The sequence below is a fragment of the Desulfacinum infernum DSM 9756 genome (genome assembly GCF_900129305.1).
GTDB lineage: Bacteria > Desulfobacterota > Syntrophobacteria > Syntrophobacterales > DSM-9756 > Desulfacinum > Desulfacinum infernum.
In genome coordinates this window covers 1-21899 of the sequence record NZ_FQVB01000010.1, presented here as the reverse complement: position 1 = coordinate 21899, position 21899 = coordinate 1, and the positions used below count along the sequence as shown (strand labels likewise).

The 21899-nt window shown below is 64.3% G+C and carries 18 protein-coding genes; 12 read left to right on the top strand and 6 right to left on the bottom strand.

Annotation, left to right across the window (positions count from 1 at the left end; translation table 11 throughout):
• Window positions 1–35 precede the first annotated feature (35 nt).
• Both BUB04_RS06030 and BUB04_RS06025 read right to left on the bottom strand, forming a co-directional pair.
• Window positions 36–1325, bottom strand: coding sequence for an ABC transporter substrate-binding protein (locus BUB04_RS06030; RefSeq protein WP_073038094.1), 1290 nt, complete (start codon window positions 1323–1325; stop codon window positions 36–38).
• Window positions 1326–1356: 31 nt separating this feature from the next.
• Window positions 1357–2454 (bottom strand): ABC transporter ATP-binding protein, encoded by a 1098-nt coding sequence (locus BUB04_RS06025; protein ID WP_073037934.1) that lies wholly within the window; start codon window positions 2452–2454, stop codon window positions 1357–1359.
• A gap of 258 nt (window positions 2455–2712) precedes the next feature.
• Between BUB04_RS06025 and BUB04_RS06020 the strand changes: the two genes are divergently transcribed.
• Window positions 2713–3516, top strand: a complete 804-nt coding sequence (locus tag BUB04_RS06020) for a carbon-nitrogen hydrolase family protein (protein WP_084076245.1) — start codon at window positions 2713–2715, stop codon at window positions 3514–3516.
• A gap of 36 nt (window positions 3517–3552) precedes the next feature.
• On the opposite strand, the gene BUB04_RS06015 is transcribed toward BUB04_RS06020, so the two are convergent.
• From BUB04_RS06015 to recQ, 4 genes are all read right to left on the bottom strand, one after another.
• Window positions 3553–6429 carry a PAS domain-containing protein gene (locus BUB04_RS06015; protein ID WP_084076244.1) on the bottom strand — a complete coding sequence of 959 codons (2877 nt, stop codon included), beginning with the start codon at window positions 6427–6429 and terminating at the stop codon, window positions 3553–3555.
• Between the two features lie 185 nt (window positions 6430–6614).
• Window positions 6615–7055: a DUF488 domain-containing protein gene (locus tag BUB04_RS06010; RefSeq protein WP_073037931.1), complete on the bottom strand. Its 441-nt coding sequence runs from the start codon at window positions 7053–7055 to the stop codon at window positions 6615–6617.
• A 17-nt stretch (window positions 7056–7072) separates the two neighbouring features.
• Window positions 7073–7708: a DUF488 domain-containing protein gene (locus tag BUB04_RS06005; protein WP_073037929.1), complete on the bottom strand. Its 636-nt coding sequence runs from the start codon at window positions 7706–7708 to the stop codon at window positions 7073–7075.
• Window positions 7705–10611 (bottom strand): DNA helicase RecQ, encoded by a 2907-nt coding sequence (recQ, locus tag BUB04_RS18990; protein WP_073037928.1) that lies wholly within the window; start codon window positions 10609–10611, stop codon window positions 7705–7707. The genes BUB04_RS06005 and recQ overlap by 4 nt, the downstream gene beginning before the upstream one ends.
• 348 nt (window positions 10612–10959) lie before the next feature.
• Here recQ and BUB04_RS05995 point away from each other — a divergent pair, with 348 nt between their 5' ends.
• From BUB04_RS05995 to BUB04_RS05945, 11 genes are all read left to right on the top strand, one after another.
• Window positions 10960–11622 carry a GntR family transcriptional regulator gene (locus BUB04_RS05995; RefSeq protein ID WP_073037926.1) on the top strand — a complete coding sequence of 221 codons (663 nt, stop codon included), beginning with the start codon at window positions 10960–10962 and terminating at the stop codon, window positions 11620–11622.
• Window positions 11623–11630: 8 nt separating this feature from the next.
• Entirely contained in the window at window positions 11631–12302 is a 672-nt protein-coding gene (locus BUB04_RS05990; protein WP_073037924.1) for a 4-carboxy-4-hydroxy-2-oxoadipate aldolase/oxaloacetate decarboxylase, read from the top strand.
• 2 nt (window positions 12303–12304) lie between these two features.
• Window positions 12305–13369 (top strand): Ldh family oxidoreductase, encoded by a 1065-nt coding sequence (locus BUB04_RS05985; protein WP_073037922.1) that lies wholly within the window; start codon window positions 12305–12307, stop codon window positions 13367–13369.
• Window positions 13354–15081, top strand: coding sequence for an aldehyde ferredoxin oxidoreductase C-terminal domain-containing protein (locus tag BUB04_RS05980; RefSeq protein WP_073037920.1), 1728 nt, complete (start codon window positions 13354–13356; stop codon window positions 15079–15081). Before BUB04_RS05985 ends, BUB04_RS05980 begins: the two co-directional genes overlap by 16 nt.
• A gap of 11 nt (window positions 15082–15092) precedes the next feature.
• Window positions 15093–15845, top strand: coding sequence for an SDR family NAD(P)-dependent oxidoreductase (locus BUB04_RS05975; protein WP_073037918.1), 753 nt, complete (start codon window positions 15093–15095; stop codon window positions 15843–15845).
• Window positions 15846–15892: 47 nt separating this feature from the next.
• Window positions 15893–16255 (top strand): cupin domain-containing protein, encoded by a 363-nt coding sequence (locus BUB04_RS05970; protein ID WP_073037916.1) that lies wholly within the window; start codon window positions 15893–15895, stop codon window positions 16253–16255.
• 22 nt (window positions 16256–16277) lie between these two features.
• Window positions 16278–17243, top strand: coding sequence for a 3-dehydro-scyllo-inosose hydrolase (gene iolN / locus BUB04_RS05965; protein ID WP_073037914.1), 966 nt, complete (start codon window positions 16278–16280; stop codon window positions 17241–17243).
• 203 nt (window positions 17244–17446) lie between these two features.
• Window positions 17447–18478, top strand: coding sequence for a zinc-dependent alcohol dehydrogenase (locus BUB04_RS05960; protein WP_073037912.1), 1032 nt, complete (start codon window positions 17447–17449; stop codon window positions 18476–18478).
• 56 nt (window positions 18479–18534) lie between these two features.
• Window positions 18535–19575, top strand: a complete 1041-nt coding sequence (locus BUB04_RS05955) for a TRAP transporter substrate-binding protein (protein WP_218588379.1) — start codon at window positions 18535–18537, stop codon at window positions 19573–19575.
• Window positions 19576–19871: 296 nt separating this feature from the next.
• Window positions 19872–20372 (top strand): TRAP transporter small permease, encoded by a 501-nt coding sequence (locus BUB04_RS05950; RefSeq protein WP_073037910.1) that lies wholly within the window; start codon window positions 19872–19874, stop codon window positions 20370–20372.
• 20 nt (window positions 20373–20392) lie between these two features.
• Window positions 20393–21673: a TRAP transporter large permease gene (locus tag BUB04_RS05945; RefSeq protein WP_073037908.1), complete on the top strand. Its 1281-nt coding sequence runs from the start codon at window positions 20393–20395 to the stop codon at window positions 21671–21673.
• Window positions 21674–21899: the final 226 nt, after the last annotated feature.

The following is a 21899-nucleotide window of genomic DNA, read 5'->3' as shown; positions in this document are numbered from 1 at the left end:
GACGCCCCCGGATGGGCCCAGGTTTTCGGTTGGCGTCAGCGGTAGCGGCGGAGAATCCTGTCGGCTCCCTCCTGGGCCTTGTCCAGCGCCTCCTTGGGCGTGGCGTTGTCCGTGAGGACCGACTGGATCGCGTCGTCCAGGAATTTCTTCACCCGCGCCGTTTCATACGTGGACAGTTCCGCCACGGCATATTCCAGCTGGTCCCGGGCCACCGTGGCCGCGGGGAAGGCGCTCACGTACTCCTTGAGCAGGTCCGTTTCGTAGGCTTCCGGCCGCGTGGCGATGTAGCCCGTCCCGATGGACCATTTGGCCGTGTTGATGGGTTCCGTCATGAACTTGACGAACTTCAGGACCGCCGCGCGTTCTTCCGGAGAGGTGTGCTTGAAGATGTAGAAGTTGCCGCCGCCCGTGGGGCTTCCCCGGCGCTTGTGGGCCGGCAGCATGGCCACTCCGAACTCGAAGGGGGCGTTTTCCTTCACCGGCGTGAGATTTCCCGTGGTGTGCCACATCATGGCCGTGTTGCCTTCCAGGAACCGCTGGCGCAGAGTCCCCCAGTCGGTGGTGCCCTTGGGCATGATTCCGTGCTTGTAGGCCAGATCGTGCCAGAACTGAAGGGCTTCCACGGATTCGGGGCGGTTGAAGTAAACCTCGGTGCCTTCCTTGTTCATCAGTTCCAGCCCGTTCTGGATGGCGAAGCACTGGAACATCCAGTAGGGATACCCGGTGGAGGGGATGCTCAGCCCCCAGCGGACCACCTGGCCGTTGGCATCCTTTTTCACCAGCTTCTTGCCCATCTCCACCAATTCATCCCAGGTGGCGGGGGGCTTTTCGGGGTCCAGGCCCGCCTCCCGGAAGGCTTCCTTGTTGTAGTACATGACGATGGTGGAGCGCTGGAAGGGGATGCCGTAGGTCTTGCCTTCGTACATGCTGTTGGCCATGAGAGCCGGATAGAAGCTCTTGAGCCAGGCGCGCTCCTCGTCCGTTTGGACCACGTCCTCCCAAGCCAGGATGAGGTCCTGATTTACCAGGTCGAAGATGTCGATGGAGAAGAGAACCGAAAGCTGAACCGGCTCTCCCGCCTTGATGGCCGCCAGGCACTTGGTGCGGGTGTCGTCGTAGTTTCCGTAGTAGACGGCCTTGACGGAAATGTCCGGGTTCTTGCTTTCGAAGTCCTGGATCAGCTCGTTGATGACCTGGTAGGGCTTTCCGCCCACGGCGATGGGATAGAACATGGTCAGGTTGATCTTGGCCGCGAGCGCCGTTCCCGCCGCCATCGCGACCAGCGCCATTGCCAGAAAAAGCACCTTCATCTTCGGAATCCGCATGTCGGCCTCCTTGCTGTCGGGATGTTCCGGCTTACCCACCAATGCTCCCTGCAGGGTTTTCCCTTCCCTCCTTTCTTGCAGGGACAACCGAATCCACACGCTCCTGGGTCCGGGCATCGAAGAGATTCACATCGCCCGGGTCCCACGTGAGATGCACCACGGTCCCTTCCCGAATGTTCCGGCGGCCCCGGGTTCGCACGATGACCTCCTGCCCGTGGATCTCGCAGGAGACAAAGGTGTCCGAGCCCAGGTATTCCCGGCCCGTCACCATGGCGGGCTGGCCGCTTTCGGCAAGCCGGAGGTTCTCCGGGCGGATGCCGAAGAGGTATCGGTCGGGATCCATGCCGGGAAAGAGGAGACGACCGCCGGGTTCCAGAGCCGCCCCGCCCTGCGTGGGGCACAGGGGCACGATGTTCATGGGGGGCGTGCCGATGAACCGGGCCACAAAGGTGTTGGCCGGACGTTCGTAGAAGTTTTCCGGGGAGTCGTCCTGGACGATTTGCCCGTCGCGCATGAGCACGATCCGATCGGCCATGGTCATGGCTTCCACCTGGTCGTGGGTCACATAGATCATGGTGATGCCCAGTCGACGCTGCAGGGAACAGATTTCCCGGCGCATGGAATTGCGGAGCTTGGCGTCCAGGTTGGACAACGGCTCGTCCATGAGGGTCACGGGCTTTTCGGCGATGATGGCCCTGCCCAGGGCGACCCGCTGCTGCATGCCTCCCGAAAGCTCCCCCGGTTTGCTGTCCAGCCGGCCGGACAGGCCCAACAGGTCCACCACCCGCTTGAGGCGCCGTTCGATTTCGTCGGCCGGCACCTTGCGCACCTTGAGGCCGAAGATGATGTTTTCCCGAACGTTCAGATGGGGAAAGAGGGCGTAGGACTGAAAGACCATGGAGATGTTGCGCTTGACCGGCGGGAGATGGGTCACGTCCGTTCCGGCGATGTGGATGGTGCCGGAGGTGACCGGCTCCAGGCCGGCGATCAGCCGAAGCAGCGTGGTCTTGCCGCATCCCGAAGGGCCCAGGATGACCAGCAGCTGCCCTTCCTCCACGGAAAAGCTCACGCCCCGCACCGCCTGAACCCGACCGTAGTCCTTTCGCACATCGCGGATCTCGATCTGCATCTGCCCTCCGAACCGATGAACGTCCCTTTTCGCTCCGTGTGCATGTGACGGGTGCCCACAGCTTGAGCCGGTTTTTTCCAATTACACCCCGATTTCGTTCGATTGGCAAGGGAGATCGGGGATTGCTTCCTCCGTTCCGTCCCATTTGCGCAGAGTGCAAGAAATCTTGGCCGCGCCGTGAGGAAATCCTGTAGACTTCAAGGCGGTTTCCTGGGGCCCCAAAAGACACAGGCAAAGGTCTGCTCGGAGGAGAGGACGATGGCGGATACCGTGACGGTGGCGTTGGCGCAGGTGGAGGGAAGACCGGATCCGGCCGAGAATCTGGAGGTCGCCCGAAAGCAGGCCCAGGAGGCGGCGCGGCGGGGGGCCACCCTGGTGGTCTTTCCCGAGATGTTCATGGCCCTTCCGGGAAAGGACCGGCCGCCGGCGCAGCTGGCCCGGGAAAGTGACAAGTTCCTGGACGGCATGGCCGGGCTGGCCCGCCGGCTGGGCCTAACCGTGGTCTTCGGGCTGTGGGAGCCGTCGCCGGACCCCGAACGGGCCTACAACACCGTGGCCGCCCTGGGCCCCGACGGGGCGGTCCTTTCCCGATACCGGAAGGTGCACCTATTCGACGCCCTGGACGTACGGGAGTCGGACACCATGGTTCCCGGAGACGCTCCGCCCGGGGTCTTTTCCCATGGAGGCGTCTCCGTGGGCCTCGCCATCTGCTACGATCTTCGGTTTCCCGAGCTCTTCCGGCATCTGGCGGATCAGGGCGCCCGGCTGGTGCTGGTTCCGTCCGCCTGGTACCAGGGGATTTTGAAGGAAGACCACTGGCTGACGCTCCTTCGGGCGCGGGCCATCGAAAACACCTGCTACGCGGCGGGCTGCAACCTGGTGGGAGGAGCCTTCTGCGGCCGGAGCGCCGTCTTCGATCCCTTCGGGGTTCCCGCGGCTTCGGCGGGGGAAGGAGAAGATCTCATCCTGGCGGAGATCTCCGCGCGTCGGGTGGCCGACGTGCACCGTAAGCTTCCCGCCCTCCAGCACCGCCGACGGGACCTCTTCGGAGTAACCCCATGAACTGACAGGTAATACCGGAAGGCCCGGTGGAAGCTCCTATGGGGACATGGCGCCGGTGATCTGTTTGGCGGAAAGGATCCGGCGGATTTTCCGCAAGAGGACATCCGCCGTGAACGGCTTATGGATGAAGTGCAACTCCTCCGATCCGACCCCTCGATGCGCCAACATGTCGGCCGTATAGCCGGACATGAAGAGACAGCCGACGTCGGGGCGCCACCGCTTGATGTAATCCCACAGCTCCCGGCCGCTCATTTCGGGCATGACCACGTCTGTCAAAAGGAGGTGGACGGGGTCGGCATGCTCTCGGACCCACTGGAGCGCCGCTGACGGACGGTTGAAGGCGTGGACGCGGTATCCGGCGTCTCGGAGGATGGTCTGGGCCAGCCCCAGGATGAGGGGCTCGTCTTCCACCACCAGGACCGTTTCTCCCGCCCTCGGGCTCTCGCCTTCCCGGGCTCGATCCGATCCGCCGGACCGGCCATGGGCGTCCGAACGCAGCCTCGGAAAGAAGAGATCGAACCGGGTCCCTTCCCCCGGCGCGCTGGTCACGTCGATCCACCCGCCATTTTGTTTCACGATCCCGTAGACCGTCGAAAGTCCCAGACCAGTGCCCTTGCCCACCTCCTTGGTCGTGAAGAAGGGTTCGAAGATGTGCTCCATGGTTTGGGCGTCCATGCCGCAGCCGGTGTCCGTCACCGAAAGACGCACGTATTCGCCTTCCGGGATGAACACGGGTCCCGCCTTGCGGCTTCCGTCCAGGAACACGTTTTGGGTCTCAAGGGTGATGGTTCCCGACCTTTCGATGGCGTCGCGGGCGTTGATCACCAGGTTGGCCACCACCTGGTCCGCCTGGGACGGATCCAGGAGCACCGGCCACAGGTCCTCCCCGGGGCGCAGCTCCAGGAGGATCTCCTCGCCGATGAGCCGCTTCAGCATCCGGTGGATTTCCGCCAGGTGTTCGTTCAGGTTCAGGGGCACGGGACGGATGAGGTCCTTTCGGGCGAAGGCCAGGAGCTGCCGGACCACGCCGGCGGATCTTCGCGCGGCCTTGTGGATTTCGTTGAGCATGCGGTGCACGCGGTCCCGGGAATCCAGCAGGCCCAGGGCCACTTCGGCGTAGCCCATGATGATCTGCAACGCGTTGTTGAAGTCGTGGGCCACGCCGCCCGCCAGGCGCCCCACGGATTCCATCTTCTGAGCCTGGACCAGCTGCTCCTCCAGCTGCTTTCGGGCCGTGATGTCCTGCTTCATGGCCGCATAGTGGTCGATGCGGCCCGATTCGTCCACGATGGGGCAGATGACCGCCTCCTCCCAGTAGAGGCTCCCGTCTTTCGTCCGGTTGCAGAAGACCCCCTGCCATGTTCTACCTCTCGTGATGGTATCCCACAGATCCCGGTAGGTTTCCCGAGGCGTCCTGCCCGATTGGAGCAGCCGGGGGTTCTCACCGATGACTTCATGGGGACGGTAGCCCGTGAGGCGGCAGAACTCCTCGTTGACGTATTCGATGCGCCCGGCGGGATCGGTGATCACGATGGACAACGGGCTTTGCTCCACCACGCGGGTGAGCAGCCGGAGGCGGGCTTCCATGGTCTTCTGGGCCGTGATGTCCGTTTCGATGCCGATCATGCGAACGGGCTTTCCCGCATCGTCCCGGACGATGACCTTGCCCCGGTCCAGGATCCAGTGGTGGGCGCCGTCGGCGTTTCGAACCCGATAGGCGGCTTCGTAGTGGGAAGTTCGGCCCTCCAGGTGGTCCTTCAGCCGCGCCAAGACCCGCGAACGGTCCTCCGGATGGACCGTATCGATCCATGTACGAAGATCTTCCCAGGAACGGGAAGGGTCCAGTCCGCGCCGCTCGGCCCAGGAAGCGTCCCGCACCACACACCGCTCCCGCACGTTCCAATCCCAGGAGCTCATGGACGCCGCCTGCAACGTCAGTTCGTGCTTTTCCAGCGTGACCCGCAGAATCTCCTCGCGCCGGCGGCTCTCGTCCAGGAGCTTACGGACTTCTTGCGTCTTCCTTCGTACCCGGGCGTTCAGCAGCACAATCCACAGCAGGCCGAGGAGCACCAGCAGCGCCAAGGTTCCCATGGCCCAGCCCACGGTGCGCCAGGGAACGGAGGGTCTCAGGGAACTGCCCATCCATTTCCGGTCGATGGCCTCCAGGTCTTTCCGGGAAAGGGCCGAAAACCCTTCCTCCACCACCGCCAGGAGATCCTCGCGGCCCTTGAGCACCGCGCGGTGAAAGGAACCGGAATAGAGGGTGAAGCCCTTCTTGAAGTGATCCAATATCCCGTACTTGGCCAGAAGGTAATAGGCCGGCGGGTCGTCCATGCAAAAGATCTTCACCGTGCCCGAGGCGGCGGCCTGCACGATGGATTCATAGCTGGGATAGGTGAGAAAGGCGGCGACGCCACGGTTTTTCAGAACCTCCACGGCCGCATCGCCTTCCTTGACCGCCACAGCGAAGCCCTTGAGGGCTTCCAGATCCGGGATGCCCGAAATGGTCTCGTGATGAAAGACGCTCACCGGGATTTCGGCGTAGGGGGCCCCGAAGGTGTATACGCCCTCACGCTCCGGGGTGCGGAAGAGGGTGTCGATCGCGTCCGCTTCACCCCGCCGGATCATGTCTTGGGCCTCGGCCCAATCCGTGGCAATGAGCCGGACCCTGCGGCCGGTCTTCTTTTCCCACAAGGCCCACTGGTCCGGCAGGATGCCGCGCAGGCGGCCTTCCGCGTCCTTGAAGATATACGGCGGGTAATTGTCGTCCAAAACGACGCGAAGCGGAGCCTTTTCGTCCGTTCCGACCGCCGTCACGGAAAGGGGCCAAATCACCACGGCCCAGACCAGCCATGTCGCCGCGCACCATTTCCGTGCTCTTGGATGTCGAGGTCGCCGAAGCCTGGGGGTCATGACCGGAGCTCCTGGGAGTAGGACCGACAAGACACTGCACGCGCTACGCACAATGAAACGTCTTATGCCCCACGGCCCGTCCCATGTCAACGCGGGGAGCGCCACAAATGTCCTTTTCACCTTCAATATGTCATTGGCTGTGGAGGCGGACGGGGGGGATTCCCGGAGAGACGGTCCGCGCCGGGTCACAGGTGAACGACGTTCACATCCGGCCACCGGGCTGCCAGGAAGCGGGCCACCAGCCGGCGGTGGCAGTGCTCGGGGGTGGGCTCGCTGCACAACAAGCAGCCCATGTGGACGTCTTCGGGCCGGATCCGCTCCAGGACCCTGCGGTGTTCCAGCAGCGCCAGGAACTCCTTTTCGTATCGGTCCCATCGGCCGCCCCGCTTCTTGAACCCTTCCAGGATCTCCCGGGTGGGGGCCAGCTCGGGCAGGTGCCGGTAGTCGATCCCGGCGATGGCCTTGAGAAAGTAGCGAAGGTCGTCCCGCTTGGCGAATCCCGCCAGCTGGGACGTGTTGTTGAGCCGGATGTCCAGCACGCGCCGCACCCCCGCCTTCTGCAGCCTCTTGAAAAACTCCTCGGCGCTCTTTTTCGTGAATCCGATGGTGAAGAGAGTGACGGCCATGGGATTTCCCCCGGGAGTTAGGGTTGGTGTTCGATTTCAGGGATTCCGTCTTCCGGGTCTTCCCGGTCCGGCTCGTCCGGCCGATAGGCGATCCGTTCCGCCTGCTTTCGATAGGCCCGCAGGATGAGGTCGTCCACGTTGCGGTCGAAAAGGGTCATCTGGCGCATCTTGAGCTGAACCATGAGGCGCTTTTCCGCGGCCTGCAGGGTTTCCAGCGACCCGTCTTCCAGGATGTGGCGGATGGTCACGGGTTCGGAGCGGAGCGCCCGGCAGATGAGGATCATGCGGTGGCAGACGATGGGATCCTTTTCGGCGCACAGGAGGGCGATCCGATGGGTTTCGGCCCCCTTTCGAAGCCGGTCCAGACCGGAGCGGAAAAGATCCGTCCGGGCCAGCTTCTCGTAGCTCACCCGCCCGTTTTCGTAACAGGCCGGATCGTCGGATCGCGGTCCCAGTTCCTTGCCCAGATAGACGTAGGCGATGCCGGCTTGGGCCAGCACCGGCTTCAGGTTTTCCCGGTTGTACTGGGGGTTGTACTGGCTGTAGGGGCTGGAGCGCACGTCGGCCACGGCGGTCACCCGGTGGCGCCGGAGAAGTTCGATGAAGGTTTCCACGGGGTGGTTGGAATGGCCGATGGTGTAGAGTTCCTTCACTTCCTTTCCTCACGCCCGTCGGCGGCGCGCACCACGGCGGCCGCCAGCTTGTAGATGTGTCCTTCGAAGGGCTCGCTCAGGCTCACGGTCACAAAGGCCCGCCCCGCCACGGGATGGACGCCGGGATCCTTGTCCAGAAGCGCCGCCTCCACGGCCGGGTCCGTTACGCTGAGCCGGTAAGGGATACCGCGAAAGAAGAATTCGGCCCAGACCTTTTTGAGCCCCTTGCTGTTGAGGGCGATGCGGAACGCAAGATTTTCCGGCTCGATGAAAAGGAGCGATCCGGCAGGGGCCTGCTCCGTCTGCTCCAGGCTCATGCGGTCGTTCACTCCCGCGAAGCTGCTGTTTCCCACGGCCCAGAGGGTTTCCACCGGGTCGCACAGCTCTTCCACCCGGTCCGGCGGAAAATTCCCGACACGGCGGAGCGGGCCGTCGCCCAGGAGGCGGTTTTCCGGTTGATGGGCCGGGCCGCGGAGCCGGCCCACCGGGGCTCGCACGAGATCCAGCAGCCGGATCGGCTCCCCGAGTTCATCGTGCAGCTGCTCCGGATCCAGCTCACCCGTGGGCCCGGGACCCACCGGGCGGATCCAGGGCCCCGGCGAGCACCCGTCCCACAGCTTCCCGGCGATGCACCGGCCGGCGTACTTTCGCGAATTGGCCATGCAGACGAACGTGACGGAGTCCCGCGCCGCGCCGTCCGGAATCCCCGCCGATTCCCCTTCGCGGATTCGACGGTTGACATGAAGAAGCCGGAGAAGGTTCAGGGTGTCGTAGTCCACCCGTCCGTCCAGGGCATCGTAGACCGGTCTCAAGAAATCGGAGCCCAGCCGGTCGAAGGCTTCGTCCACTTGGCGGCGCACCTCGGCCGGCACCTCCACGTCCTCCAGGAGCCCTTCTTCCCGGAGCGCGCAGCCTTCCATCTGGAACCGGCGCAAGTGCCCCAGCACGGTCCGTTTCTGGACGCCGAAGTCCCGGCAGAGGTCGTCCAGGGACTTTCCCTGGTTGAAGGCTTTCGCCACCTGATGGTGGCGTCCCGTCCGGCCGGAAGCGCGCAATTTGGGGCCCGGGGTCGAGGCCGACGGGACCGGTTGCACGTCGGGATGTTCGCGGCGAAAGTCCCGGACCACCGAAAGGAAATCCTCGCCGAACCTTTCCAGTTTTCCCTCTCCCACCCCGTGCACGGCGAGCATCTCTTCCGGAGTTTGGGGCATCCGGGCCGCCATGTCCGCCAGGCTGCGATCGGAAAAGATCACATAGGGAGGCACCCCCAGCGCCTTAGCCGATTCCCGCCGTTTCTTGCGGAGCCGTTCGAAGAGCTCCCGGGGAAAGGCCGCCTCCTCTGCGTCCGGGTCCGGCACCTGACCGGGCACGGCCTCTTCCGGCGGGTGCCAGCGCACATGGATCGGGCGCCGCGAACGGATCACGTCCCAGCCTTCCCGGGTGAGGCGGAGGGCTCCGAATTCGGAGTCCCTTTCCAGCAGGCCCCGCCAGGTGAGACATTCGGCCAGGGACCGCCATCCGCGCGGGGAGTATTCCGTGCCGATGCCGTGGGTGGACAGTTCGTGGTGGCGGTTTTCGAGAATCCGTTTCGTCTTCGATCCGCACAGCACGGAGACCACGTAGCCCGCTCCGAACCTCTGGCCCGTCCTCACCACGCAGGAAAGGAGCTTCTGGGCGGGAACGGTCACGTCCAGGGCCGGGCGGTCCGGTTCCGTGCAGTTGTCGCACATGCCGCAGTTTGCTTCCGGCGTCTCTTCACCGAAGTAGCCCAGCAGGGGAATCCGGCGACAGGATTCGGTTTCGGCGAAACGCACCATGGCGTCCAGCTGGGCGGCGGCGGCCCGGCGAAGAAGGGGATCTTCCATGTGCTGGATATGCCGGCGCCTCCCGGCCGCATCGGCGTGGGAAAAGAGCAGCACGCATTCGGCCCGCAGGCCGTCGCGCCCCGACCGGCCGATCTCCTGGTAATAGCCTTCCAGGTTCTTGGGAAGATCGTAATGGATCACGTAGCGGACGTTGGACTTGTCGATGCCCATGCCAAAGGCCACCGTGGCCACCATGACCCGGATTTCGTCCCCCACGAAAAGTTCCTGGGCCCGGCGGCGCCGGGCGTCGTCCAGGCCGGCGTGGTAGGCCGCCGCCGGGATGCCCCGGTCCCGCAGGGACCGGCACAGGGAATCCACGCGCCGGCGCGTGTGACAGTAGATGATGCCGGATTCTCCGGGGAAGCGCCCGATCACCCGGAGCACCTGCCCCAGCGGATCCACCTTGTAGTCCACCTTCAGGAAAAGGTTTTCCCGGTTGAACCCGGCCACCACTTCGGCGGCGGACGCCATCCGGAGGCACTCCAGGATGTCCCGGCGCACCCGGGGGGTGGCCGTGGCGGTGAGGGCGAGACAGACGGCGTCGGGGAAGGCGTCCCGGAGTTCCGCGAGCCTCCGGTATTCGGGTCGAAAGTCCGGGCCCCATTCGGAAATGCAGTGGGCTTCGTCGATGGCGATCAGTTGCACGGAGCATGATTTCAAAAGGTCCGTCACCGCCGGATGGCGGGCCGTTTCCGGCGCCATGTAAACGATCCGGGCCCGGCCGGCGCGGATCGCCGCCACGTTGGACCGGTACTGTTCTTCCGAAAGGGAGCTGTTGAGCATGACGGCGGGAACGCCCAGGGTGAGGAGCTGGTCCACCTGGTCCTTCATGAGCGAGATGAGGGGCGAGACCACCACGGTGAGGCCTTCCCACAGGAGGGCCGGGATCTGGTAGCAGACGGACTTCCCGCCGCCGGTGGGCATGACGGCCAGGGTGTCCCGGCGATCCAGCACGTTTTCCAGGACCCGCTCCTGCAAGAAGATAAAGTCGTCGTAGCCGAAGACGGTTTTCAGGATGCGGTGGGCTTCGCTCAGCACGTCGGCTCCTTCCGGGTGTGGGAATCTCCCGCCTTTTACCACAACGGCGCATGGGCCGGAAAGCGCCGGCCTTTCACCTTTTGTCATGGCGCCCCGCATGAACGGATTGACCCCGTGTCGTAAGGGCGGGGTTTATCCCCGCCCGCTTGAACCGGAAAGCCATGGCCGGACAAGCTTCCGGGTCTCGGCAGCGCGGTCCGGGACAATCCGGATTGCGGCGAAGGGGCGGGGCGACCGGCTGTCGGGTCGACGCCGTCCTCTGCTCTTTTGGCTTGACACCGGCGCCCGCTAATTATACCGTCGGCATACTCAAAGTATATGATGCGTATCTCGAGTCGGAGAGATGTCATGGGCACGGAAAAGACCCTCAACAAGAAGGCCATCGTCTACGGGGCCATCAAGCAACGCATCCTGGACGGCTCCCTCCCCCCCGGCTACCCCATCAACGAGATGGACCTGGCCAAGGAACTCAACGTGAGCAAAACCCCCGTCCGCGAAGCCCTTCGAGAACTGGAAAAGGAAGGGCTGGTGGAAAACGTCCCGGGCCGGGGATCCGCCGTTTCCACCATCACGTTCCAGGACATTCGGGAGATCTTCGAGATCCGCGAGATCCTGGAGTGCGGCGCGGCCAAACGGGCGGCCCTTCTCTGTGACAAGGAAGAGGTGAAGGCCAAGAAGCTGGAACTGGAACGGTCCGCCTCCGGCAAGCAGGAAGGGCAGGCTTCCAGCTGGGGTTCCGACGAGGACATCCACCTCTATCTCATCGGTGTGCTCAACAACAAGAAGCTGAACCAGTCCTACCTTCGCCTTCTGGATCACATCATCCGGATCCGCAACCAGTTCGGCAATCGTTTCACCCAACTACGTCGACGGGAGATTCTCGCCGAGCACATGGAGATCCTGGACGCCCTGCTGGAAGGGGACCCGGAACGGGCCGAATCCGCCGTGCAGACCCACCTGCGCAACGCCGCGGCATTCCTCATGGGACTCATCTTGCCAACGAAAGGATAGAGCTCGTCATGGCACATGTGATCACGCACGTGGAAAGGTTTTCCGAAGCCGAATTAACTCCTTTTCGAACCCTGGGTTCGGCCACCGTCTACGAGGCGTCGGGCAGGCGGGGATCCGTCCATCCGTCCATCAAGCCCCTTCGACCCGGCATGCGCCTGCTGGGCCCGGCGCTCACCGTTTTGTGCCGCCCCGGGGACAACCTCATGCTCCACAAGGCCCTGGAGATCGCCAGGCCGGGGGATGTGATCGTGGCCGCCACAGGCGGCTATCCGGATGCGGGCTATTTCGGGGATCTCATGGCCACGTCCGCCATGGCCCGGGGAATCGGAGGGCTTGCCATCGACGGTTGCGTGCGCGACAGCGCCTCCATCGCCGAGATGGGATTTTCCGTCTTCTGCCGAGGGACGTGCATCCGCGGCACCACCAAGGGGGTGCTGGGTCTGGTGAACCACCCGGTGCTCTTCGGAGAAGTGGTGGTCCATCCGGGGGATCTGATCCTGGGAGACGACGACGGCATCGTGGTGGTGGAGCGCGCACGGGTGGCCCGCGTCCTGGAGGCATCTCTTGAGCGGGTCGCCAAGGAAGAGGAGAAGGCGGAAGTGCTTCGGAGCGGGGTTTCCAGCGTTTCCTACAACAAGCTGGACGCGGTCTTTGAGCGGTTGGGCCTGGTCGAGGAATGATCATGAAGGTGAAGCGGGAAGAATTGCTGAGGGCGATCTCAGGGATTCTGGAAGCCCTGGGTGCCGGGAGGGAGGAGGCCGCGCAGACGGCCGAGGTGCTGGTGGAAGCGGACATGCGCGGGATTTCCACCCACGGGTGCGTCTACGTGCCGCTCATCGCCAATCGCGTGAAGGCCGGGGTCCTGGATCTGCCCACACGCCTTCAGGTGATCAAGGATGAGGACGCGGTGGTCCATCTGGACGGCGGCAACGGACTGGGGGCCGTGGCCGCTTCGGAGGCCATGGGCCGGTGCATCGAGAAGGCCCGGACCTACGGCGTGGGTTTCGCCCTGGTTTGCAACACCAACCACATCGGCTTCCTGGCCTACTACTCCCGTATGGCGGCGGAAAACGGCATGTTCGGGTTGTGCATGAGCAACGCCGCGGCATCCCTGGCTCCCTGGGGGGGAGCGGAGCCTCTGCTCGGCACCAACCCCATCTCCATGGCGGTGCCGACCCAGGGGGCGGTTCCCATCGTGCTGGACATGTCCTCCAGTCTGGTGGCCCGGGGAAAGATCCGCCAGGCCCTTCGGCGCGGGGAATCCATCCCGGCCGGCTGGGCGTTGGACGCGGAAGGCCGGCCCACCACCGATCCGGAAAAGGCCCTGGAGGGGTCCCTGGTGCCCATCGGCGGGCCCAAGGGCTACGGCTTGGCCTTCTTCGTGGATGTTCTGGCCGGCATTCTTTCGGGATCCCAGTACGGGCCCTTCCTCAAGACCTTCCATAAGCCTCTGGGACCCACCGGCGTGGGGGCAGCCTTCCTGGCCGTGGATATCCGCCGCTTCATGCCGCTGGAAACCTTCCGGTCCCTGTTGGGAGGATTTGCGGACACGATCCGCAACTCCAGGAAGGCCGCGGGAGTGGAGCGCATCTACCTGCCGGGCGAGATCGAGGCGGAAAAGGCCTCTCGTTGTCTGGAGGAGGGAATCCCTGTGGATGACGCGGCGGTGGAGAACCTCAATCGACTTCTGGGAGAGCTGCAGATGGCGTTTCGCATCGAAGGGGACGGAACATGCAAAAGATCCTGAGAGTCAACACGAGGACCGGGGCGTTGGGGTTTGAATCCTGCGGCGAGGGCACCGCCCGCCTGGGAGGGCGTGCACTGATCGCCCACGTACTCCTGGGCGAGGTGCCGCCCACCTGTGAACCTCTGGGCCGGCGAAACAAACTCATCGTGGCCTCGGGACTTCTGGGAGATACGCGGGTGACCACGGCGGGCCGGGTCTCGCTGGGTGCCAAGAGTCCGCTCACCCAGGGCGTCAAGGAAGCCAACGTGGGCGGCACGGCCGGCCAGGCACTGGGACGCTTGGGCATCCGGGCCGTGATCCTGGAGGATGCTCCCGCGTCCTTGATCCCGCGCGTGCTCTTCGTGGACGCCCACGGCGCCCGGTTGATGGACATGCCGGAACTCCGGCGCGCCTCCGTATCCGACACCTGCCGCTTCCTGCGCCATCGGTTCGGGGAGAGGGTGGGCGTTCTTTGCATCGGTCCGGCGGGCGAGATGGGCATGCGCGCCGCGGGGATCGCCACCATGGACCACACGGGAGTTCAGGTTCGCTACGCAGCCCGCGGGGGGCTGGGGGCGGTCATGGGCTCCAAGGGAATCAAGGCCATGGTCTTCGACCCGCAGGACGCCCCCGCTCCGCAGTTCCACGACGCGAAGGCCTTGAGCGAGGCGGGCAAGGAGCTGGCGCGCCTCCTTCTGGAGGATCCCAAGACGGAAAACCGCCACAACTTCGGCACACCCGCGGTGCTGGCCCTTTGCAACGAACTGGGCATTCTTCCCACCCGCAACTTCCGGTCGGGCAACTTCGAGGGGGCCCTCAAGATCTCGGGCGAGGCCATCGCGTCGCTCATCGACAAGCGGGGGGGAGACGCCCGAAAGGGAACGCCGTGCGTCAAGGGCTGCGTCATTCAGTGTTCCAACGTCTTTGCGAACGCGGCCGGAAAGGCCATCGTGGCGTCCATCCAATATGAGAACATCGCCCTTCTGGGATCCAATTGCGGCATCGACGACATCGACGCCATCGCGGAACTCAACCGCCTCTGCAACGAGGTGGGCCTGGACGCCATCGAAACGGGAGCGGCCATCGGGGTGGCCATGGAGGCGGGCGTTCTGGACTTCGGGGACGCCGATGCGGCCAGGGCGTTGCTGCACGAGGTCCGCCGGGGCACGCCCCTGGGGCGGATCATTGGAAACGGGGCGGCGATCACAGGGACCGTCTTCAACGTGCGTCGCGTCCCCGTGGTCAAGGGACAGGCGATTCCGGCCTATGACCCCCGGTCTCTCAAGGGCATCGGCGTCACCTACGCCACGTCGCCCATGGGCGCGGACCACACGGCGGGAAACGCCCTGGAGACGGCCGGAACCGTCGATCCGCGCGGCACCGAAGGGCAGGCCGAGGTTTCCAGACGGCTGCAGCTGAGGGCCGCCGTCCTGGACAGCCTGGGGGTGTGTCTTTTCATCCGGCCCGCCTTCGTGAAAAAACCCGAGCTCATCGCCGACCTGTTGAATGCTCGTTACGGCTGGGGCTGGACCTACAGGGACGTTCGGGCCTTTGCGGCGGCGTGTCTGGCCGACGAGAGGACGTTCAACGAACGGGCGGGGGTGGTGGAGCCGGGCGATCTTCCCGAGTTCATGCGGGATGAACCGCTACCTCCCCACGACACCGTCTTCGATCTTCCTTTGGAGGATCTGGAAAGAACCTGGACGGCGGATCCTCCGGACGATGTTTTCTGAAAGGAGCGGGTATGTGCGGATCCTTTGAAGGACGGGTGGCCATCATTACGGGCGGCGCACGGGGCTTGGGGGCGGCCATCGGACAGGCTTTCATGGAGGCGGGGGCCGTGGCGGTCCTGCTGGACGTGGACGGCCAGGAAGCCCAGCACCGCGCTTCCCTGCTGGATCCGTCCGGGCAGCGGGCGTTCGGCTTCCAGGCGGACGTGACCGACGAGGCCCGGGTCCGGGAGGTGGTGGATGCCGTGGCGTCCCGACACGGCCGCGTGGACATCCTGGTCAATTGCGCCGGGGTCCTGCGCCACAAGCCCATCGAGCAGAAGACCGTGGAGGAATTCGAGTGGGTGGTGCGCGTCAACCTGACGGGCACGTTCATCGCCTGCAAGGCGGTGGTCCCCCACATGAAGAGCCGCGGCTACGGCCGCATCGTCAACATCTCCTCTCTCGGGGGGCGCACCGGGCGGCCCGGGGTGGCCGTGGACTACGCGGCGGCCAAGGCGGGGGTCGTGGGGCTCACCCAGACCCTGGCGCGGGAGGTGGGGCCGGCGGGCATCACGGTGAACGCCGTGGCGCCGGGGCCCATTATGACCGAACTGACCAAGCAGGTCCCTCCGGAAGTCTTCGCCACGTGGAACGTGGGCCGGGCGGTCCACAAGGACGGCTACCCGGAAGACGTGGCCAACGCGGTCCTCTTTCTGGCCTCGGAAGGGGCGGGCTGGATCACGGGGGTCACCCTGGACATCAACGGAGGCATCTACATGCGCTGAGGCGCCTGTGGGATTCGAAGGACACGAGCAGATCAGGGGAGGAACGAATGTCAGGGGTCAAGGTGATTCACATCAAGGACGTGGAAGGGGAACGCAGGGATCCACCGCGCACCTCGTGGATTCTCGTTTCCGAAAAGACCGTGGGAGCCAAGAACCTGGCCATGGGGGTCAACGAGACCCATCCGGGCGGAATGGTTCCCGAGCACAAGCACGATACCGAAGAAGAGGTGATGTTCTTTCTGGAGGGCCGGGGGGTCTTCGTGACCGAAGACGAAGAGATTCCCTTGGAGCCTGGCGTGTGCATCTACAACCCTCCCGGAAAGACCCACAAGATCATCAATACGGGTGATGTGAACCTGAAGTTCGTGTGGATCTATTCCCCGCAACTGCCCAGCCACCGCGTATCCTGAGAGCGGTAAAGGAGGCCGAGTCATGTCCAAATGGAAGCTGCCGCCGGAAGGCGGACACATGGACAAGCCCACAGGGATCTACTTCCAGACCATGACCAAAAGGGAAGTGGAGGAGCGTCTGCAGAAGAACGACATCCTCATCGTCCCTGTGGGATCCACCGAGAATCACGGATCCGCCGGTCCCTTCGGGGAGGACACCTTCGTGGTCACCCGGCTGGCCGAAGAGGTGGCCAAGGCCACGGGCTGTACGGTGGCCGAACCGCTCCACTACGGGTCCCACCCGTTCCACCACCTGGGCCAGCCCGGCACGGTGGTCATCCCGGACGATGTGTTTTCCGACTACATCCGCGCCATGATCGCCGGGTTCTGGAACACGGGATTCCGCAAGCAGATCTGGATCAGCCTGCACGGGCAGGAGTACATCATCCCGTCGGCGCTCCAGGAATTCGGCAAGCGCTACCAGGTCCCGTGCATGCTCTTCTTCGTGGATGTCCCCCGGGTGATGGGTCAGACGCTCATGGACAAGGCCCACGGCGGTCCCTACGAGGAGCCCTTCCAGCACGCCTGTGAAGCCGAACAGTCCATCTCCATGGCCCTCTTTCCCGAGCTGTGCCGCCCCGAATGGGCCGAAGACACCCAGATCCGCGGCTACCTGCCGCCGGGTCACATCGACCGGGGCGGGGACATCTACGGCTATCCCATTCCGGGCCACTGCCACGTGGGAGCCGGCGGGATCGAATGCGTCATGTTCCCGGAGGGCGTTCTGGGAAAGCCCAGCAAGGCGGACCCGGCCAAGGCGGTCCCGTCCATCGAAAAGTTCCTGGACTACATGGTTCAGCTCCACAACGACATCCTGGAGCGCTTCCCGGCGGGCAAGCTGCCTCCGGTGGAACAGATGAGCCAACGGGATCCCAAGCTTCTGGAGGACATTCTCAAAGGGCCCACCAAGGGCGGCAAGCACCTGTACGTCCTCGGCTTTCCTCCGTGACGGGAACGCGTGTGGTCGGGCGGTCCTTTTCCCGGCGGATCTCCGCCCCTCCCGAGAAGGTCAATGCGTTTTGTAGGGGCGGGGTTTATCCCCGCCCGCGCATCCCCCGTGGGCGGAGCCGGGTCGCTCCCGCATGTAAGAATTTCGGCAAATGATTCAGGGGATTTTCCCTGGTGTGCTCTGCAAGCGAGAAGGATGAAACCATGAGGGCCATCATCAAAGCCACGGAACAGGCCGGCTCCCTTCAGGTGGCGGACGTCCCCAGGCCCCAACCGGGCCCGCGCGATGTCCTCGTCCGCATGAAGGCGGCCGGCATCTGCTATTCGGACGTCTCCATTCTCACCAACCGCTACATCGGGCGAAAACCCGTACCCATCCCGATCATCATGGGCCACGAAGGAGCCGGGATCGTGGAGGAGGTGGGCGCCGAGGTTCAGGGACTCCGGCCCGGCACCCCGGTGGCTTTCGAAGTGCTTTCGGGGTGCGGCAAGTGCGAGCAGTGCCGGATCGGCTTCAAGAACATGTGCGAGGACTGGGAGCACATGGGCATCACGTGCCACGGCACCTTCGCCGAGTACGCGGTCGTTCCGGCCCACCTGGTCCACCCCATGCCGGAGGGGATGGAGTTCGTGGAGGCCGCCTTTCTGGAGCCCCTGAGTCTCACCGTGCGCACCTTGGAGTACGTCCGGCCGCTGCCGGGAGAAACGGTGGCCATCCTGGGACCCGGGGCTCTGGGCATGCTGCACCTGCAGGCGTTCCTTTCCGCCGGTGCGTCCATGGTGGCCGTGGTGGGCCTGGAACAGGATCGGAAGCGCTTTGAACTGGCCAGGTCCCTGGGGGCCCACTGCATCGTCAATCTGAGCGAGCGGGATCCGGTGCAGGCGATTCGGGAGGCCACGGGAGGCCGCGGGGTGGACATCGTGGTGGAGACGGCCAATTCGCCCAATGCCACGCGCCTGGCCTTCGACCTGGCGGCCGCCCGAGGCCGGGTGATCCTCTTCGGGTTGTACCCCGAGGCCACCATCAGTCCGGTGACCATGCTGCGCAAGGGGCTGACGGTGCATGGGGATGTGGCGATCCTGCCCAAGCATTTCCTGCGAGCCATGAACTGGATCGCCACGGGCAAGGTGGACGTGAAGAAGCTCATCACGCGGCGCTTCCGCCTGGAGGAAGCCCAAGAGGCTTTTGATTCGCTTCGGGAAGGGGAGACCGTGAAGGTTGTCTTCGACATCTAGCGGCCTCCCTTTGTTTTGGGGGTGAACGGAAACGTGAACGTGCGGGAGGAGTCGTCATGAAGAGGATGCGTGGTTTCCGAGGCTTGTTCTGGATTTTGGTTCTGATCTGTGCGGTGGTCGTGGTGCCGGCGGCGGCCAGTGCCGACAAGGTGACCATCAAGCTGGGGCATTCGGACCCCGATGATCCTTGCGTGTCCAAGAAGGGGGCGGCGGCCCGCGTCTTCAAGGACATGGTGGAGGCGGAAACCGGCGGAACGGTGGAAGTACAAGTCTTTCCCGCCAATCAGCTGGGCGGGGAGCGGGAGATGATCGAATCCACCAAGCTGGGAACCATCCAGATGTGCATCGTTTCCGGGGCCATCGCGGGCTACTTCCGCCCGGCCATGGTGCTGGATATTCCCTATCTGTTCAATTCTCCCGCCGTGGCGTGGAAGGTCCTGGACGGCCCGTTCGGAAAGGAGCTTTCCGAGGCACTTTTGAAGGAGACGGGGCTCCGCAACCTGGCTTATGCGGAAACCGGATTCCGCCACTTCACCAACTCCAAGCGGCCCGTGCGCACCCCGGCCGATCTGAAGGGCCTGAAGATCCGCGTCATGGAAACCCCGCTCTACATCACCATGGTGAAGGCCCTGGGCGCCGCCCCCACCCCCATCGCATGGCCGGAAGTCTACAGCGCGCTGCAGCAGAAGGTGGTGGACGGCCAGGAAAACCCGGTGGGGACCATCCTGAACGCCAAGTTCGCCGAGGTGCAGAAGTACCTGACCTTGGACGGCCATTCCTACGGGACGGACTTCATTCTGATCAACGACCAGTTCTACAGCCAGAAGCTCACGGACGAACAGCGCCGGGTGATCCGCCAGGCCGCCATCGTGGCCGGCAACGTGGGCCGGTCCATCCAGCAGCTCAATTCGGCCATGGGCCTTTCCAAGCTGAAGGAACAGGGCATGGAAATCTACTCGCCCACGGCTGAAGAGCGGGCCCAGTTCAAGGCGGCCTGCCAAGGGGCCGTCATCGAGTGGCTGAAGACGGAAATCGATCCTTCCTGGATCGAGAAGGCTCTGGTCGCGGTGGCGGAGGCCGAAAAGCAGGTGCAATGATCAACGGGGAGCTTGTCCGCGAATGACTCTCCGGTCCAAGAAGCCCGGAAGGTTCCTTCTCTTCGCAGCCGGGGGCTTCAGCCCCGCGGGAAAGGGCCATCGCAGTCCCCCGACGTGACGGGCGATGCCCGAGGCCCGGCCGGCGTCCGGGGCTCTTCCGCAGCCCTGAAGGGCTGCGCTGCGAAAAAGTGGCTATCCATAGTGTTTCCGGGCAAGCTCCCAGGAAGCACGGACATGGCGGCGGGTCCGGACCGCGTGCCCGGACCCGCCGGCCCTCTCCAACTCAGAGGACACTCATGAAAGCCCTTCTTGTGCCCGTTTCCTCCAAGCTCCGGTCGTGGACCCGCCCCGCGGTCTTCGTTCTGAGCGGCGTCATGTTCCTGGTGGTTCTGGCCCAAGTGATCTTTCGCTACGTTCTGGAACACCCCCTGCCTTGGTCCGAGGAGCTGGCCCGCTATCTCATGATCTGGACGGCCTGCCTGGCCGCCGCCGATGCCTATGCCAAAGGGGCGCACGTTGGAGTCACGCTGGTTACGGGGGCCGTGAATCCGGAGGTCCGCCGGTGGATGTTTCTCGGGGTGCATCTATCCGTGGCGGTGCTCATGGGGGTCGTCTGCTTCCAGGGGGCCAAGCTGGCGTTGCTTCTGGGCGGTCAGCGCTCGCCGGCCATGGGGCTTCCCATGAGCTGGGCGTATGCGGCGGTGCCCGCGGGGGCGGCCGTGACCCTGGTGCACGCGATCCGCTTGTTTTTCGAGCAGTGGCATAATTCCGAGGCCGTGTGCGGCCTGGAAGAGTGAAGAGAGGGAAGGGGCTTTTCATGACGTGGGCATTGACTGTGGCTTTCTTGGCGACCCTGGCTCTGGGAATCCCGGTGGCCTTCTGTCTGGCGTTGAGCAGTCTGGTCTTTCTTCTCCTTAGCGGCGACATCCCGCTGCACCTGATCCCCCAGCGCATGTTCACCGGGATGGATTCCTTTCCGCTCATGGCCGTTCCCTTCTTCATCCTGGCCGGCGAGCTGATGAACAGTGCGGGCATCACCCAAAAGATCGTGCGGTTTTCCACGGCCTTGGTGGGCCACATCCGGGGCGGGCTGGCCCACGTGAACATCGTGGCCAGCATGTTCTTCGCCGGCATTTCCGGGTCGGCGGTGGCCGATACGGCCGCCTTGGGGTCCATCCTCATCCCGGCCATGGAAAAGGACGGGTACAGCAAGTCGTTTTCCGCCGCCGTCACGGCTTCTTCGTCCGTGATCGGGCCGATCATCCCGCCCAGCATTCCCGTGGTGATCTACGCCCTGGTGGGTTCCGTTTCCGTGGGCGGACTCTTTCTGGCGGGCGTGGTGCCGGGCGTGCTCATCGGCGTCGGACTCATGGTTGTGGCCTACTTTCTTGCCAAGAAGCACGGTTACGGCACCAAGCAACCCAGGGTTTCCTTCGGGGAGTTTCTCCAGGCCCTGTGGGGTGCCATCATCCCGCTACTCATGCCGCTCATCATCCTGGGGGGCATCCTGAGCGGCGTCTTCACGCCCACGGAAGCGGCCTCGGTGGCCGTGGCCTACGCGGTGGTGGTGGGCCTGCTGGTGCTGCGCACTCTGAAGCTTTCCCACCTTCCCGACATCTTCTACCGTTCCATGCTCACCACGTCCACGATCCTCATGGTCATGGCCTGCGCCAACATTTTCTCCTGGATTCTCGGCACCGAGATGATCCCCCAGAAGGTGGCCAAGGTCATCACGTCCCTATCCGAGAATCCCTACGTGCTGCTGCTCCTCATCAACCTTCTGCTCTTCGTGGTGGGCTGTTTCCTGGAAGGGCTGGCCGCCATCATCATCATGGTGCCCATCCTGCTCCCCATCGCCCAGCATGCGGGAATCGACCCCATCCATTTCGGCATCGTGGTGGTCATGAACCTGATGATCGGTCTCATCACCCCGCCGCTGGGCCTGTGTCTGTTCGTCTGTTGTTCGGTGAGCAAGGTGGACCTGGTGGAGCTGGTCCGGGCCAATATGCCGTTCCTTCTGGTGGAGCTGATCACCCTCTTCCTGGTGGCCTACGTCCCCCAAGTGGTGCTTTTCCTCCCCCGCCTCTTCGGCTACTAGTGGTGAGGAGCGTCGGTCGGGGGAGCATGGACTCTGGCGGGAACCGTCAGGATGAGTGTTGCCATGACCCATGAGCGCGGGCTTTTAATGGGCGCAGGCTGAAGGGGCGAATGATCATTCGCCCCTAGTGCGCCTGGGAGCAGGCGTGATCAGAGAGGTGAAAGTCCTCTTCCGGGAGATGCCCGCTCCCGGTAGTCGAAGGTAACTGCGTCGCCGTGAGGCGGGG

Coding starts and splice junctions, on each gene's coding strand:
- BUB04_RS06030 (WP_073038094.1), bottom strand. CDS start 1,325: ATGCGGATTCCGAAGATGAAGGTGCTTTTTCTGGCAATGGCGCTGGTC.
- BUB04_RS06025 (WP_073037934.1), bottom strand. CDS start 2,454: ATGCAGATCGAGATCCGCGATGTGCGAAAGGACTACGGTCGGGTTCAG.
- BUB04_RS06020 (WP_084076245.1), top strand. CDS start 2,713: ATGGCGGATACCGTGACGGTGGCGTTGGCGCAGGTGGAGGGAAGACCG.
- BUB04_RS06015 (WP_084076244.1), bottom strand. CDS start 6,429: ATGACCCCCAGGCTTCGGCGACCTCGACATCCAAGAGCACGGAAATGG.
- BUB04_RS06010 (WP_073037931.1), bottom strand. CDS start 7,055: ATGGCCGTCACTCTCTTCACCATCGGATTCACGAAAAAGAGCGCCGAG.
- BUB04_RS05995 (WP_073037926.1), top strand. CDS start 10,960: ATGGGCACGGAAAAGACCCTCAACAAGAAGGCCATCGTCTACGGGGCC.
- BUB04_RS05990 (WP_073037924.1), top strand. CDS start 11,631: ATGGCACATGTGATCACGCACGTGGAAAGGTTTTCCGAAGCCGAATTA.
- BUB04_RS05985 (WP_073037922.1), top strand. CDS start 12,305: ATGAAGGTGAAGCGGGAAGAATTGCTGAGGGCGATCTCAGGGATTCTG.
- BUB04_RS05980 (WP_073037920.1), top strand. CDS start 13,354: ATGCAAAAGATCCTGAGAGTCAACACGAGGACCGGGGCGTTGGGGTTT.
- BUB04_RS05975 (WP_073037918.1), top strand. CDS start 15,093: ATGTGCGGATCCTTTGAAGGACGGGTGGCCATCATTACGGGCGGCGCA.
- BUB04_RS05970 (WP_073037916.1), top strand. CDS start 15,893: ATGTCAGGGGTCAAGGTGATTCACATCAAGGACGTGGAAGGGGAACGC.
- iolN (WP_073037914.1), top strand. CDS start 16,278: ATGTCCAAATGGAAGCTGCCGCCGGAAGGCGGACACATGGACAAGCCC.
- BUB04_RS05960 (WP_073037912.1), top strand. CDS start 17,447: ATGAGGGCCATCATCAAAGCCACGGAACAGGCCGGCTCCCTTCAGGTG.
- BUB04_RS05955 (WP_218588379.1), top strand. CDS start 18,535: ATGAAGAGGATGCGTGGTTTCCGAGGCTTGTTCTGGATTTTGGTTCTG.
- BUB04_RS05950 (WP_073037910.1), top strand. CDS start 19,872: ATGAAAGCCCTTCTTGTGCCCGTTTCCTCCAAGCTCCGGTCGTGGACC.
- BUB04_RS05945 (WP_073037908.1), top strand. CDS start 20,393: ATGACGTGGGCATTGACTGTGGCTTTCTTGGCGACCCTGGCTCTGGGA.